The sequence below is a fragment of the Pseudomonas sp. 1L-E-NC-VB-C3 genome (assembly GCF_057291535.1).
The window spans coordinates 1-13746 of sequence record NZ_JBXAWD010000017.1 but is presented as its reverse complement, the minus strand read 5'-3'; the positions used below and the strand labels follow the sequence as shown (position 1 = coordinate 13746).

General features: G+C 61.8%; 12 protein-coding genes. 9 read left to right on the top strand and 3 right to left on the bottom strand.

Features of this window, described 5'->3' with window-relative positions; genetic code table 11:
* Positions 1 to 119: 119 nt before the first annotated feature.
* The 3 genes from AC0Z5Z_RS23180 to AC0Z5Z_RS23170 are packed head-to-tail and all read right to left on the bottom strand — an operon-like array spanning position 120 to position 5030.
* On the bottom strand, positions 120 to 2024 hold the full coding sequence (locus tag AC0Z5Z_RS23180) for an ATP-binding protein (RefSeq protein ID WP_056788141.1): 1905 nt from the start codon (positions 2022 to 2024) through the stop codon (positions 120 to 122).
* Complete coding sequence (locus AC0Z5Z_RS23175) at positions 2021 to 2953, bottom strand: ABC transporter substrate-binding protein (RefSeq protein WP_150637594.1); 933 nt, start codon at positions 2951 to 2953, stop codon at positions 2021 to 2023. Before AC0Z5Z_RS23175 ends, AC0Z5Z_RS23180 begins: the two co-directional genes overlap by 4 nt.
* Position 2954: 1 nt before the next feature.
* Complete coding sequence (locus tag AC0Z5Z_RS23170; protein WP_150743513.1) at positions 2955 to 5030, bottom strand: TonB-dependent receptor plug domain-containing protein; 2076 nt, start codon at positions 5028 to 5030, stop codon at positions 2955 to 2957.
* Positions 5031 to 5275: 245 nt separating this feature from the next.
* On the opposite strand from AC0Z5Z_RS23170, the gene AC0Z5Z_RS23165 reads away from it, so the two are divergent.
* From AC0Z5Z_RS23165 to AC0Z5Z_RS23125, 9 genes are all read left to right on the top strand, one after another.
* Positions 5276 to 6301, top strand: coding sequence for an NAD(P)H-dependent glycerol-3-phosphate dehydrogenase (locus AC0Z5Z_RS23165; RefSeq protein WP_041479589.1), 1026 nt, complete (start codon positions 5276 to 5278; stop codon positions 6299 to 6301).
* 30 nt (positions 6302 to 6331) lie between these two features.
* A complete protein-coding gene (locus AC0Z5Z_RS23160; protein ID WP_016773653.1) occupies positions 6332 to 6679 on the top strand; it encodes a DUF4389 domain-containing protein in 348 nt (115 codons plus the stop codon).
* Positions 6676 to 7125 carry a phosphohistidine phosphatase SixA gene (gene sixA / locus AC0Z5Z_RS23155; RefSeq protein ID WP_150637596.1) on the top strand — a complete coding sequence of 150 codons (450 nt, stop codon included), beginning with the start codon at positions 6676 to 6678 and terminating at the stop codon, positions 7123 to 7125. The genes AC0Z5Z_RS23160 and sixA overlap by 4 nt, the downstream gene beginning before the upstream one ends.
* 203 nt (positions 7126 to 7328) lie before the next feature.
* Entirely contained in the window at positions 7329 to 8984 is a 1656-nt protein-coding gene (locus AC0Z5Z_RS23150) for an AMP-binding protein (RefSeq protein WP_252876738.1), read from the top strand.
* Positions 8985 to 9015: 31 nt separating this feature from the next.
* Complete coding sequence (locus AC0Z5Z_RS23145) at positions 9016 to 9459, top strand: hotdog fold thioesterase (RefSeq protein ID WP_016773655.1); 444 nt, start codon at positions 9016 to 9018, stop codon at positions 9457 to 9459.
* Positions 9460 to 9772: 313 nt separating this feature from the next.
* Complete coding sequence (locus tag AC0Z5Z_RS23140) at positions 9773 to 10579, top strand: alpha/beta fold hydrolase (protein WP_056788154.1); 807 nt, start codon at positions 9773 to 9775, stop codon at positions 10577 to 10579.
* Positions 10576 to 11430 (top strand): alpha/beta hydrolase, encoded by an 855-nt coding sequence (locus AC0Z5Z_RS23135; protein ID WP_460138321.1) that lies wholly within the window; start codon positions 10576 to 10578, stop codon positions 11428 to 11430. Before AC0Z5Z_RS23140 ends, AC0Z5Z_RS23135 begins: the two co-directional genes overlap by 4 nt.
* Positions 11431 to 11545: 115 nt before the next feature.
* On the top strand, positions 11546 to 12352 hold the full coding sequence (locus tag AC0Z5Z_RS23130) for a DUF4892 domain-containing protein (protein ID WP_056788158.1): 807 nt from the start codon (positions 11546 to 11548) through the stop codon (positions 12350 to 12352).
* A gap of 69 nt (positions 12353 to 12421) precedes the next feature.
* Entirely contained in the window at positions 12422 to 13462 is a 1041-nt protein-coding gene (locus AC0Z5Z_RS23125) for an AI-2E family transporter (protein ID WP_041479597.1), read from the top strand.
* Positions 13463 to 13746: the final 284 nt, after the last annotated feature.

Below are 13746 nucleotides of genomic sequence, written 5' to 3'. Positions count from 1 at the left end.
ATGAATGTACACTTGTGCACTGAAATTTTTAATCAAGCCCCTTTTGGGGCTCGTTCGGGTGCCTAAGACTGCCGCACTTTCGCTTTTCACGCCAGTCGCAGATGGTCGAAAGGCCCACACTACGACACCCAGCGCTGCAAAATCTGCTGCAGGTCATTGCGTTTGAACGGCTTGGCCAGGTAATCGTTCATCCCCGCTGCCAGACAGGTTTCGCGATCGCCCTGCAAGGCGTTGGCGGTCAGCGCGATGATCGGCACATCGCGGCGTCCGGGCAGGTCGCGGATCTGCCGTGTGGCCTCGTAGCCGTCGATGATCGGCAGCCGGCAGTCCATCAAAATCACTTCGAACTCGCTGCCCTCGGCACTGCGCACCGCCTGCGCGCCATCGGTCGCCACACTGACGGCAAAACCCAGACTGCGCAGCATCGCTTCGATCACGGTCTGGTTGACCGGGTTGTCTTCGACCAGCAACACATGGCGTCCTTCACCCTGACCACTACCGTTCGGCGCTCGCGGCGCGGCCAGCGCTGGCATTGCCTGCTTATATAGCGCCAATGGAATTTCCAGAGTGAATACCGAACCGCGTCCTTCCTCACTCTGCGCGCGCAACGTACCGCCCATGCGTTCGGCCAGAGTCCGTGCGATCGGCAGACCAAGACCGGTGCCACCGTAACGACGGGAGATCGAACTGTCGGCCTGCTGGAAGGCATTGAACATCAGCTCCAGACTTTCCGAAGAAATGCCGATGCCGCTGTCACGCACCGAGCAGGTGAACCACAGCAGTTCGTGATCCAGCGATTGCCATTGCGCCTCTATGCTGACCCGGCCCTGCTCGGTGAACTTCAAGGCATTGCCAACCAGGTTGACCAGAATCTGCCGGATCCGCGTCGGATCGCCCTGCACCTGCAAGCCGCGCATGTCGTCGGGAATGCGCAGATTCAGTGCCAGGCCTCGCTGCACCGCGCTGTGCTGGAACGATTGCGCGCAGGCGCCGATCAGCTCGGCGAGATTGAACGGGATGTGCTCCAGCTCCAGCTCCGAACGCTCGATTCGCGAGAAGTCGAGAATGTCATTGATGACCTTGAGCAAGTGCTCGGTCGACTCCGAAGCAAGCGCGGCGTATTCGACCTGCTCCTCGGTCATCTCGGTGGTTTCGAGCAACTGCAACATGCCCAGCACGCCGTTCATGGGCGTGCGCAATTCATGGCTCATCATTGCCAGAAAGTCGGATTTGGCGTTGTTGGCCTTTTCCGCTTCTTCGCGGGTCTGGATCAGTTGCGCCATCGCTTGCTGCTGTTCGCGACTGGCCTGCTCCAGCGCCTGGGCGAGGTTATTGATGTGCTGCGACAGCGCACCCAGTTCGGTGTCGTCGACAATCGGCAGCGGGGTTTTGTAATCGCCTTCCTGAATCGCCTTGACCGCATCGCCAATGTCACGGATCGGCTGCGACAGACTGCCGGCCAAACGACGGGCGACGACGAAGGTGAAGAGCAGGGCGAACAGCGCGAGAATCCCGGCCTTGAACAGGATCTCCTGCTGGCGCTGACTGAAAGCGTCATTGGACAGGCCGACGATCACTCGCCCCAGATAATCCTCGCCGGCGGCGCTGTTGCTGACCTTGCCGTCCTGGAAGAAGTCGTTGTGCAAGGCGATCCGTTGCAGACGCACCGGGGCCTGGAACACTTCGACCTGGTGCGGGCGACTGTGGCTGTCGGCCGGTTGTTCGACATACACCAGAATCCGGTTGGCGCTGTCCTGCACTTCGAGAAAGCGCACGTTGGGCGTGGCGAGTGTCGCCTTGAGCAGGCTTTCCAGCACTTCGTTGTTGCCGGAGATCACTCCGTATTCCGTGGCCGGGGCGAGTTGGTTGGCGATCAGTTGGCCGGTGTGATTCAGCTCCTGACGCAAATCCTGGATGCGGACGAAGGTAAAGAAACTGATCAACAGCAGCGTCAGCAGCAGCGCCGGGCCGAGGCTGATCAGCTGCGTGCGGGTGTTGATGTCCCAACGGCGGCGAAAATTCATGGGCGGCGCTCTCCTTCGGCCAAGGCACTGGCGACAGATGCTTCATTCAACGGTTCGATGCCTAAGGAACGAGCCACCTGCGCATTACTTGAGACTTTGAAACGAGCGGGGTAAAGCGCTCGCGGCCAGGCGCTGGTGGGCTGATCGAGCAAATGGTCGAGGACCGCCAGCCAGTCGCTCTGGTCGCTGTAGGTACTGGCGAGGCTGCCAGCGCGAACGAATGCAATGTTGGGGCCGATCAGCGCAACCTGCCGCGAGTAGCTGCTGAGCAGGAGGTTTTTCGCCGTTTGCGAGTTGTACAGATCGGGGTCATCGAGGCCGAGCAAGACGTCGCTGCTTTTCAGCACCGCTTGCAGCGGACGGCTGTCGTGAATGTTGTCCCAGCGCTGACTGACAATCTCCAGGTTCAATGGCCGCGCAGCCACGCGCAGTTCGTCGAGCAGGAACTCGCCGTGCTCATCGAACAGCACACCGACCCGCCGGGCCTGCGGCAAGATTCGCCGGATCAGTTGCAATTGCCGGCTCAGCGGCGGGTCGCTCCAGAGCAGACTCAGGCGCGCCGGTTGGGCATCGGCGAAACGCTGGCGCGCCTGCAAGCGGCTGATGCGCAACACCAGCGTCGATGGGCCTTGTGAGTCTTGCAGACGCCAGTCGAGGCTGGGCAGGTCGAGCAGAATCAAGCGCAGACTGGCCGGTAATTTGCCCGGTGCCGGCAAACTGGCCAGCGGCTGGAACCGCACATTGTCGGTCGGGCGCAGTTCACTCAGTGCTTGTACGAAAGCCTGCACGCCGGGGCTTTCCTCGGCGCCGGTCAACAAAATATCCGCCGCTTGCACCGCGACCCCGTGCAGCCACGCGGTCAAGAACAGGCAGAGCCCCGCCAGCCAGTGGCCAAGGGTTGGCGTCTTCCGTGACGGGCCGTTGCGCATCCTAGAACTCCAGCTCGGCACTGAAATACATTACCCGGCGTTCATCGTAATTATTGTCGACGAAGGTATTCGGCTGATGATCGAGGCGCTGTTGCAGCACGCCGGCCAATTGCAGCTGAGCTTTGCCAATGGCGATGCGTTTGGCGATGCGCGTGTCGACGCGTTCGAAGCGATAGCCGTTGAGCGCGTTGTCACCGTAATAGAAGAGGGCGCTGTTCCAGCCATGCCCCCAGTTGCGCAGCCAACCGGCGGAACCGCTGTTGCGCGAGGTCAACTGCTGATCCAGCGGATTGCTCGCCTCGGCGTCGACGAAGGCGTAGGTCAAACGCAAACGGTCGGCGCTATTGAGGCGCCAGTCGAGTTGCGTTTCGGTGCCGCGAAAGCGCGAGCTGTTGGCATTGCTGGCGATGTACTGATTGTTGCGCAGCGGCTCGCTGATCATCCCAGTGATTTCGTCGTAGAACAGCTTCACGTCGACGGCCAGTCCGAGCTCGGCGAAGTAGCCGTTGTAGCCCAATTCCCGCGAGCGCATGTGTTCCTGATCGAGATCGCCGGGGCCGCGGGTCTTGACGAAATAACGCGCCGACGACTGGCCATAGGCCGAGGGTCGCAGGTTGCTGACCTGATAGCTCCAGTTGACGTTGTTTTCGAACATGTCCGGCGAACGGATTGCCTCCGAGTACACCGCGCGCAGGCCGTGACGCGGGTTGATCAGGTAGTTGACCGCGAAGCGCGGGGTCAGCGAACTGCCGATCAGTTGCGTGTCTTCGAACATCGCACCGCCCTGCACCAGCCAGTGCTCGGTAGCGCGCCATTCCAGTTGGCCGAAGGCGCGCCAGGTGGTGTCGTCGAGGGTGCCGTTGAAGTAGGTTTCGGAATCGGCGCGGTCGTAGCGGTAATTCAGGCCGCTGACCAGACGCAGGCTGTCGGCCAGGCTGAGGGTGTCCTGCAGTTCGAGGTCGTAACGCGACTCGCGGGCACTCTGGTCGATATCGCCGCACAAGGTCTGGCTGGCGCCGTTGCGCCATTGCTCGAGCACTTGATTGGCCAGCGCCATTTCCTGCGGCGTGCCGGGCGCCGCGCCGGGGCCGGTGAACCGGGTGATGTTGCGCGCCAGCCGTTCGGTGTAATTCGGGTTGAGCTGCCACAGCTGCGTCAGTTCAGGGCTGAACGACACTTCGGCATCGCAGGCGCGCCAGACCTGCTGGCGATCCCAGTGCTGCGCCGAACCTTGCACATAAAGGCTGTGTTCGGGATTGATGTCGAGGTTCCAGCGCACCGAACCGGCGTAATCCTTGGCCACCACGTCGGAATTGTTCCCGGCGTCGGTAATCCCCGAGAACACCGGGCGGTAGGTATAAGGCCGCTGATTGCTGCCGTCTTTGGCGTTGAGCTGCCAGTCGAGGCTTTGATCTTCATTGAGATCATGGCTGACCGCCAAGCTCAGACGGTTCAAGCGCCGACTGTCGCGATAATCGGCGCCGTTGCGGTCGCTGTCGAAACCGTCGTCTTCCTGGCCGGACAGCGACAAGCGCAGATCGCCGCCATCCCAACCGGTGCCCTGACTGGCATAAAAGTCGTTGATGCCACGCTGGCCGCGAGTGATCTTCAAACGCGTGCCATGGCTGTCGGCCGGGTGGCGGGTGATGATGTTGATCACCGCCATCAACGCGTTGGCGCCATAGCTGACAGTGTTCGGACCGCGAAACACCTCGATCCGCTCGATATCTTCCATCGCGACCGGAATATCGCTCCAGTCCACCGTCGCCAGCCCGGCGCGATACACCGAACGGCCATCGATCAACACCTGCATGCGCCGTGCTTCGCTGGCGTTGGTGCCGTGGTAGTTCACCGCTGGCTGATTGCCGTTGATGCTGCCAACCATCATCCCCGGTACCAGTCGCAGCAGTTCGCTGATGTCGCGGGCGCCGCTGGCGCTGATCAATTCGCTGTCGAGAACGGTCATGCTCCCCGGTACTTCGGCCGGGGTCTGCTTCAGGCGCGTGGCCGTAAGCACCGGCGGCAGCGTCTGGCTGTCGACGAACAGATCGTCCGCCAGCACCAGCGGGCTGAACATCAGCGCGAGTAACAGGGGCGAGCGCGGGGAAGGAGGGCCAGAAAACACGACACAGCCTGCAGAGAGAAGAATTGGCGCGCATGTTAACCGAGGGCTGCGACTTTTCCAGTGACGTTGCAGGCATTTTCCTAGGTTTTATTGGTCTTCTTCCTACAAATGTCGGTAATTGTTGCTGGGGCTGGCCGCCACCGGGTCGCCCCGTATAATGCCCGGCATCGCCACTGGTATGGATTAACGGATTGCATATGACTGAACAGCGCCCGATTGCGGTCCTGGGAGGCGGAAGTTTTGGTACCGCCGTGGCCAATCTGCTGGCCGAGAACGGCCATCAAGTCCTTCAGTGGATGCGTGACCCCGAGCAGGCCGAGGCCATCCGGGTCAACCGCGAAAACCCGCGTTACCTCAAAGGCATCAAGATTTTGCCAGGGGTGACCGCTGTCACCGACCTGCAAGCCACTCTCGACGCTTGTGATCTGTGCTTTGTCGCGCTGCCGTCCAGCGCCTTGCGCAGCGTACTCGCCGCCCACGCCGAGCGCCTGAGCGGCAAGATGCTGGTCAGCCTGACCAAAGGCATCGAAGCGCAGACCTTCAAGCTGATGAGCCAGATTCTCGAAGAGATCGCCCCGCAGGCGCGGATCGGCGTGTTGTCCGGGCCGAACCTGGCGCGGGAAATCGCCGAGCACGCGCTGACCGCCACGGTGGTCGCCAGCGAAGACGAAGAACTGTGCAAAGCGGTGCAAGCCGCCCTGCACGGTCGTACCTTCCGCGTTTACGCCAGCGCCGACCGTTTCGGTGTCGAGCTGGGCGGTGCGTTGAAAAACGTTTACGCGATCATCGCCGGCATGGCGGTGGCGCTGGAGATGGGCGAGAACACCAAGAGCATGCTGATCACTCGCGCCTTGGCGGAGATGACCCGCTTTGCGGTGAATCAGGGCGCCAACCCGATGACCTTCCTTGGTCTGGCCGGGGTTGGCGATCTGATCGTCACCTGTTCGTCACCCAAGAGCCGCAACTACCAGGTCGGCTTCGCCCTCGGTCAGGGCTTGAGCCTTGACGAAGCCGTGTCGCGTCTTGGCGAGGTCGCCGAAGGGGTCAACACCCTCAAGGTGCTCAAGGCCAAGTCCCAGGAAGTCGGCGTGTACATGCCGCTGGTCGCCGGGCTGCACGCGATCCTGTTCGAAGGACGCACGCTGGAGCAGGTGATCGGTCTACTGATGCGTGCCGAGCCGAAAACCGACGTCGACTTTATTTCCACCAGCGGTTTCAACTGATTCAGCTGTTACACGGACAGGAAGCAAGCCATGAACGATCCGAAAAGCGAAACCCAGTACGAATCCATCCTCCTGCGGGTGTTGTGGATGATCGTTTATCTGCTGGTCTGGCAAGTCGCGCAGTTCATCCTCGGCGCGGTGGTATTGGTGCAACTGATCTACCGCCTGATCTACGGCGCACCGAGCGCCAGCCTGATGAATTTCGGCGACAGCCTCAGCCAGTTCCTCGCGCAGATTGGCCGCTTCGGCACGTTTCACAGTGACCAGAAGCCCTGGCCGTTCGCCGACTGGCCGGCGCCGCGCACCCCGGAAGGTGAAGCGCCGCACACTGTCGCCCCGGCCGCGCATCCGGTGCGCGATGAGGAGCCCAAACTATGAAACTGTGGGTATTGCGTCATGGTGAGGCGGTGCCTCACTCGAAGATCGATTCCGAGCGCGAGTTGACCGAGCATGGTCGTAAAGAAGTCCTGAGCAGCGCCGCGCATCTCATGGGCCAGCCGCTGACGGCGATTTACGCCAGCCCTTATCTGCGCGCGCAGCAAACCGCGCAGATCGTGCGCGACGCATTGGGTTTCGAGCCGGAGATTCGCACGGTCGAGTGGCTGACGCCGGATAGCGATCCGGACAAGGTCGCCGAGCAATTGGTGTCCGTCAGTAATGTTTTGCTGGTCAGCCACAACCCGTTGGTGGGCAACCTGCTCAGCTATCTGCAGCACGGCGCCGGACATCCGCCGGAGCGGGTGAGTACGGCGGGGCTGGCGGAGCTTGAGCACAGCGAGCTGCTGATTGGCTCGATGAAGCTCAACAGCCTCAAGCACCCTTAACGCCATATCCCTGTGGGAGCGAGCCTGCTCGCGAAGGCGGCGTGTCATTCACCCTTTTTGGGGCTGACATACTGCATTCGCGAGCAGGCTCGCTCCCACATTGATTTCTGCCAACCCATGAAATTATTTGTTTGAAAATTCCAACCAAGCACTTGCTTGGTTGACTACGCTTGCTCCAGACCAAAAAAACAGGAGCGAGTCGCATGTCTGCCGCCTTCCGTTTGCCGCTGGACGTGTTCTACGAACGGGAAGCCCGGCACCCGCGCCAGCGCTTTCTTGTGCAGCCCATCGGCGGCGGTCAGGTCGAGACGCTGACGTGGGCCGATGTCGGCCATCAGGCCCGCTGCGCCGCGCACTGGTTGCGGGCGCGGGAGTTGCCGCCCGGCAGCCATATCGCCCTGATCTCGAAAAATTGCGCGCACTGGATCATCGCCGACCTGGCGATCTGGATGGCCGGGCATGTGTCGGTGCCGCTGTACCCCAATCTCACCGCTGAATCCGTTGCGCAGGTGCTGACTCACTCGGAAAGTGCGCTGGCGTTCATCGGTAAGCTCGATGACTGGGCAGGCATGGCGCAAGGCGTGCCGACGGGTTTACCGACCATCAGCCTGCCACTGCATCCGCCGGGCGAGTTCGATTACAGCTGGGCGGATCTGCAGAGCTGTGCGCCAATCCAGGACGATCCACGTCCCGCCGCCGAGCAATTGGCGACGATCATTTACACCTCCGGCACCACCGGCCTGCCCAAAGGCGTGATGCACAGTTTCGCCAATCTCGGTTTCGCTACCAGTCGCGGCACGCAGTTGTTCGGGCTCAACGAGAACGATCGGCTGCTGTCGTATCTGCCGCTGTGCCACGTCGCCGAGCGCATGTTTGTCGAATTGGCCTCGATCTATACCGGCCAGACCGTTTTCTTCGCCGAAAGTCTCGAGACTTTCATCACCGATCTGCAGCGCGCGCGGCCGACGGCAATGTTCGGCGTGCCGCGTATCTGGACCAAATTCCAGATGGGTGTGTACAGCAAGATCCCGGCGCAGCGTCTGGATTTCCTTCTCGGGTTGCCCTTCATCGGCAAGCGGGTCGGGCACAAAGTGCTGGCCGGGCTCGGCCTGGATGCCTTGCGCGTGGCGTTGTCCGGTGCCGCGCCGGTACCGCAGACCTTGCTCGCCTGGTATCAGAAACTCGGCCTCGATGTGCTCGAGGTGTACGGCATGACCGAGGGCTGCGGCTATTCGCATATCTGTCTGCCGGGGCGATACAAACAGGGCTGGATCGGCCAGCCGTGCCCGGAAGTCGAGGTGCGCATTGATGAGTCCGGCGAGGTGCAGGTGCGCAGCCAGGCCAACATGCTCGGCTATTTCAAGGAACCGCAGAAAACTGCCGAGACGCTGACCGCCGACGGCTTTCTGCGCACCGGCGACAAGGGCGAGCAGGACAGCGAAGGGCGCCTGCGCCTGACCGGCCGGCTCAAGGAAATCTTCAAGACCAGCAAGGGCAAATACGTCGCGCCGGCGCCGATCGAAAACCGTCTGGCCGTGCATTCACGCATCGAGCAAGTATGCGTGGTGGGCGATGGCCTGAGTGCACCGCTGGGGTTGTGCGTGCTGTCGACGGTCAATCAGCAAGAGCCTCGTGCCAGTCTGCACGCCAGCCTGGAAAAGCTGCTGGAGGAGGTCAACGCCGCCCTCGACAAGCACGAACGCCTGCACCGACTGGTAGTGGTCAAGGACAACTGGGCGGTGGACAACGGCTTCCTCACGCCGACCCTGAAAATCAAACGCAACGTCATCGAAGACCGCTACGGCGCGCGTTTCGAAGAATGGAGCGCGCGCAGCGAGGCAGTGCTGTGGCAGGATTGAGCGTCGATTACAACAACAAAGGAAGTCTGCGATGAGCTTGTGGCGTACTACTCCCGACATCGAACAGCTGAATGCGATCCAGAAGAACACCATTGGCGAAGTGCTGGATATTCGCTTCGAAGCCTTCGACGAACAGTCGCTGACCGCGAGCATGGTCATCGACCATCGCACCCACCAGCCTTACGGTCTGCTGCATGGCGGTGCATCGGTGGTGCTGGCGGAAACCGTGGGTTCGATGGCCAGTTATCTGTGCATCGATGCCAGCAAGTTCTATTGCGTCGGCCTGGAGATCAACGCCAACCACTTGCGCGGCTTGCGTAGCGGAAGGGTGACGGCGGTGGCCACGCCAATTCATATCGGCCGCACCACGCATGTCTGGGACATCCGTTTGACCAGCGACGAAGGCAAGGCCAGTTGCGTGTCGCGCCTGACCATGGCGGTGGTGCCGCTGGGGGAACAGCCGCCGCTGCGTTGACATCTATCGGGTTCCGTCAGGTCGAGCCCTCACCCCAGCCCTCTCCCAGAGGGAGAGGGAGCCTACCGTGTGGTTTTCGCGATCCTCGTCGACCTGATAATTCGAGTCGAGCTCAGGTCCCGGACACTCCCCCGATCTGCTCCCTTTCCCCCTCGCCCCCTTGGGGGAGAGGGCTGGGGTGAGGGGGCAGCGGTCTCGCTGATGCACATCACCCTGACCGGACTGTCATCATTCCTGGCACTTACAGTCATTGCTGCGACGCCGGCTCTTGCGGACAATCAACGCCACGATTCCCGCTCATGGATTTGCCCGCATGTCGCAACCGATCTTTTTCGCCCACGCCAACGGTTTCCCCTCGGGGACCTATGGCAAGTTGTTCGCGGCGCTGGCGCCGGAGTATCGGGTCGCGCATCTGGAGCAGCATGCCCATGACCCGCGTTTTCCGGCGGACGACAACTGGTACAACCTGGTCGATGAACTGATCCATCACCTCGAGCAGCAGGAGCAGCCGGTGTGGGGCGTCGGCCATTCTTTTGGCGGTCTGCTGCATTTGCACGCGGCGTTGCGTTGTCCCGAGCTGTATCGCGGCGTGGTCATGCTCGACTCGCCAGTACTGACCCGCACTGATCAGTGGGTGATTCGCGCGGCCAAGCGCTTTGGTTTCATCGACCGGCTGACACCCGCCGGGCGCACCCTCGGGCGGCGTGAAGAATTCGCCGATCTCGACAGTGCACGCAGTTACTTTTCCGGCAAAACCCTGTTTCGCGGCTTCGATCCGGAATGCTTCGATGCCTACCTGCAACACGGTTTGCATCAGGTCGACGACAAGCTGCGTCTGCGTTTTGACCCGGCCACCGAAATCAGCATTTATCGCGGCGTGCCGCACACCAGTCCCGGGCGCACCCGCCAGTTGCAGGTGCCGCTGGCCATCGTGCGCGGGCACAAGAGCCGGGTGGTCATGCGCCATCACACACGTTTCGTCTCGCGCCTGCCCCAGGGCGAGGCGCTGAGCATGCCCGGCGGGCACATGTTTCCGCTGGAGCGCCCGCAGGACACGGCGCGATTGCTCAAGAGCCTGTTCATGCGTTGGGAACAGCGGCAGAACAAGGATTGCGCATGAGCCCGACCTGCGAAGAAGTGCGCCTGAACCTGCCGCACATCGAATTGGCCGCGCATATGTTCGGCCCCGAGGACGGCCTGCCGGTGATCGCGTTGCACGGCTGGCTCGACAACGCCAATAGCTTCGCCCGGCTGGCGCCCAAGCTTGATGGCTTGCGCATCGTCGCGCTGGACATGGCCGGCCACGGTCATTCCGCTCATCGACCAAGCGGCGCCGGTTATGCGCTGTGGGACTACGCCCATGATGTACTGCAAGTCGCCGAGCAGCTGGGCTGGAAGCGTTTCGGCCTGCTCGGGCATTCGATGGGCGCGATTGTCTCGATGGTGCTGGCCGGTTCGCTGCCCGAGCGCATCAGCCATCTCGCGCTGATCGACGGCGTGATTCCTCCGACAGACAAGGGCGAAAACGCTGCCGAACGCATGGGCATGGCCCTGCAGGCGCAACTTGATCTGCGGGAAAAGCGCAAACCGGTCTACACCACCCTCGAGCGTGCCATCGAGGCGCGGATGAAAGGCCTGGTGGCGGTCAGTCGCGAAGCCGCTGAACTGTTGGCCCAGCGCGGGTTGATGCCGGTGCCCGGCGGTTACACCTGGCGCACCGACAATCGCCTGACTCTGCCATCGCCGCTGCGCCTTACTGAAGAACAGGCGATGGCGTTTGCCTCGCGCGTCAGTTGCCCGGCGCGTCTGGTGGTCGCGGCGGATGGCATGCTGGCCAGGCATCCTGAGTTGCTGGAGCGTCTACCCTTCAGCCACGAAGAGTTGCCGGGCGGGCATCATTTGCACCTGAATGACGAGGCTGGCGCAGGTCTTGTAGCAGACTGTTTCAATCGCTTCTTCGCCATGCCTTGACTTGCAGCGGGCAACTGTCGAGGCTGGGCGGGTTGAAATGGGAGACAAACTCGATGGATTTCTATACCGCTGCGACCCCGACCCGCCCAGCCATGACCGTCCGGTGAGGCTGACTATGCGGTCACTCAGTCTCTTCGCGCTGTGCTGCTTCAGCTCCTTGTCCTTCGCTGCCGATGTGCCGGGCAGCCAGGATCTGCAAATCGTGCCGCGTCTGGCCGATGCTCAGATCGTCGACTATCGCCCGGCGGCCGAGCTGGAGCGCATCTACCCGCTGGGCTCGATCCGCAAGATCAGCGGCCAGTTGCGGTTCGACGGTCAGGTCACCGCCCGCGGCCAGACTACCTCGGTGACCTACGAGTTGCCGCCGGAACATTCCGCCACCGAAGCCTTTACTGCCGCCCGCGAAGCCCTGCAACAGCAGGATGCCGAATTGCTGTTCTGGTGCCAGGCCCGCGATTGCGGCGAAAGCAGCCTGTGGGCCAACGAGGTGTTCGGCAACGCCAAGCTGTATGGCTCTGACGAGCAACAGGCTTATCTGTTGTTGAGGCTGGCGGCGCCAAAGGACAACACGCTGGTGGCGCTTTACAGCATCACTCGCGGCAATCGCAAAGCCTATCTGCATGTCGAGCAATTCGAGGCTGCGGCGCCGTTGGGCGAATTGCTGCCGACCTCGGCGACCCTGCTGCGTCAGTTGAAAAGCACCGGCGAGCTGGATTTTCCGAAACTGGTCGATGAACCGGATGCCACCTGGTTGCGCCTGATTTCCCGTGGTCTGAATCTCGACACGACCTTGCGGGTCACGGTTTCCGGGCCCAAGGCCGAAGCCTGGCGCCAGGCGCTGATCAATCAGGGCGTACGGGCGGCACGTCTGGAAGCCGGCAATCTCGAAGGCTCGGGCCTGCGCATCGACTTGTTGCGATAAGCTGTGCCGGGCGAGCACGCACACAGTGTTCGCCTACTCTTTCGCTGACTGACTTTGCCGGGACTTCCCATGCTCAATAACGATCGCCTGCTGGTGCAGATTCTGCTGCTGGTGTTGTTTGGTGCCAGCCTTTGGGTGATGGCGCCGTTCTGGTCGGCGCTGTTCTGGGGCGCGGTGCTGGCGTTTGCCAGTTGGCCGCTGATGCGTTTGCTCACGCGCTGGCTCAATGGCCGCGAATCGCTGGCCGCGTTGATCCTGACACTGGGCTGGATGTTGCTGGTGGCGGCGCCACTGGTGTGGCTGGGTTTCAACCTCGCCGATCATGTGCGCGATGCCACGGCATTCATCAAGGATGTGCAGGTCGACGGTTTGCCGGAAGCACCGACCTGGCTTGGCAGCGTGCCTTTGGTTGGTGAGCGGCTGGTGTCGATGTGGGATAGCATCGATCAACAGGGCGCGGCGTTGATGGTCTCGATCAAGCCGTATCTGGGGCAGGTCGGCAACTGGTTGCTGGCACGCAGCGCGCAGATCGGCGGGGGGATTCTCGAGCTGACGCTGAGTCTGGTGTTCGTGTTCTTTTTCTACCGTGACGGGCCGCGACTGGCGGCGTTTGTGCACAGTCTGCTGCAGCGCTTGATTGGTGATCGTGCTGGCTATTACATCGAACTTGTCGCCGGTACGGTGCAGCGGGTGGTCAACGGTGTGATTGGTACAGCGGCGGCGCAGGCAGTGCTGGCGTTGATCGGCTTTTTCATTGCCGGGGTTCCCGGGGCGCTGGTGCTGGGAATCGTCACGTTTCTGCTGAGTCTGATTCCGATGGGGCCACCGCTGGTGTGGGTGCCGGCCACGGCTTGGTTGGCGTGGAAGGGCGAGTACGGGATGGCGGTGTTTCTCGGGATCTGGGGGACGTTCATCATCAGTGGCGTGGACAACGTGCTCAAGCCGTATCTGATCAGCCGTGGCGGTAATCTGCCGTTGGTGATTGTGTTGCTCGGGGTGTTTGGCGGGTTGATTGCGTTTGGCTTTATCGGGTTGTTTATTGGGCCTACGTTGTTGGCTGTGGCTTATAGTCTTTTGACGGATTGGAGTAAGAGTCAGGCTCGGGTCTAGGGGGGGCTTGGCGGCCTTTGGGCCGACCATGCTTGGGTTTGTTTGGTGTGAATATCCGAATGTTTCGCTGCGGCGGCTGGCGGTTCCGCCCTTACGGCGGGTCACCTTTTTCAAACGCCAAAAAGGTAACCCAAAAGGCTTGCTCCTGCGTTCGGCCCTCGCAGGCTCGGCTTCCTTCGCTGCGGGATCGATCCGGGCGCAGCGGCTCCGGTTTGCTTCGCTGCACCTACACTCGCTGTGTACGACTGCGTCGTACGGTCGCTGCGCTCCCACGCCCGGATCAA

Coding starts and splice junctions, on each gene's coding strand:
- AC0Z5Z_RS23180 (WP_056788141.1), bottom strand. CDS start 2,024: ATGAATTTTCGCCGCCGTTGGGACATCAACACCCGCACGCAGCTGATC.
- AC0Z5Z_RS23175 (WP_150637594.1), bottom strand. CDS start 2,953: ATGCGCAACGGCCCGTCACGGAAGACGCCAACCCTTGGCCACTGGCTG.
- AC0Z5Z_RS23170 (WP_150743513.1), bottom strand. CDS start 5,030: ATGTTCAGCCCGCTGGTGCTGGCGGACGATCTGTTCGTCGACAGCCAG.
- AC0Z5Z_RS23165 (WP_041479589.1), top strand. CDS start 5,276: ATGACTGAACAGCGCCCGATTGCGGTCCTGGGAGGCGGAAGTTTTGGT.
- AC0Z5Z_RS23160 (WP_016773653.1), top strand. CDS start 6,332: ATGAACGATCCGAAAAGCGAAACCCAGTACGAATCCATCCTCCTGCGG.
- sixA (WP_150637596.1), top strand. CDS start 6,676: ATGAAACTGTGGGTATTGCGTCATGGTGAGGCGGTGCCTCACTCGAAG.
- AC0Z5Z_RS23150 (WP_252876738.1), top strand. CDS start 7,329: ATGTCTGCCGCCTTCCGTTTGCCGCTGGACGTGTTCTACGAACGGGAA.
- AC0Z5Z_RS23145 (WP_016773655.1), top strand. CDS start 9,016: ATGAGCTTGTGGCGTACTACTCCCGACATCGAACAGCTGAATGCGATC.
- AC0Z5Z_RS23140 (WP_056788154.1), top strand. CDS start 9,773: ATGTCGCAACCGATCTTTTTCGCCCACGCCAACGGTTTCCCCTCGGGG.
- AC0Z5Z_RS23135 (WP_460138321.1), top strand. CDS start 10,576: ATGAGCCCGACCTGCGAAGAAGTGCGCCTGAACCTGCCGCACATCGAA.
- AC0Z5Z_RS23130 (WP_056788158.1), top strand. CDS start 11,546: ATGCGGTCACTCAGTCTCTTCGCGCTGTGCTGCTTCAGCTCCTTGTCC.
- AC0Z5Z_RS23125 (WP_041479597.1), top strand. CDS start 12,422: ATGCTCAATAACGATCGCCTGCTGGTGCAGATTCTGCTGCTGGTGTTG.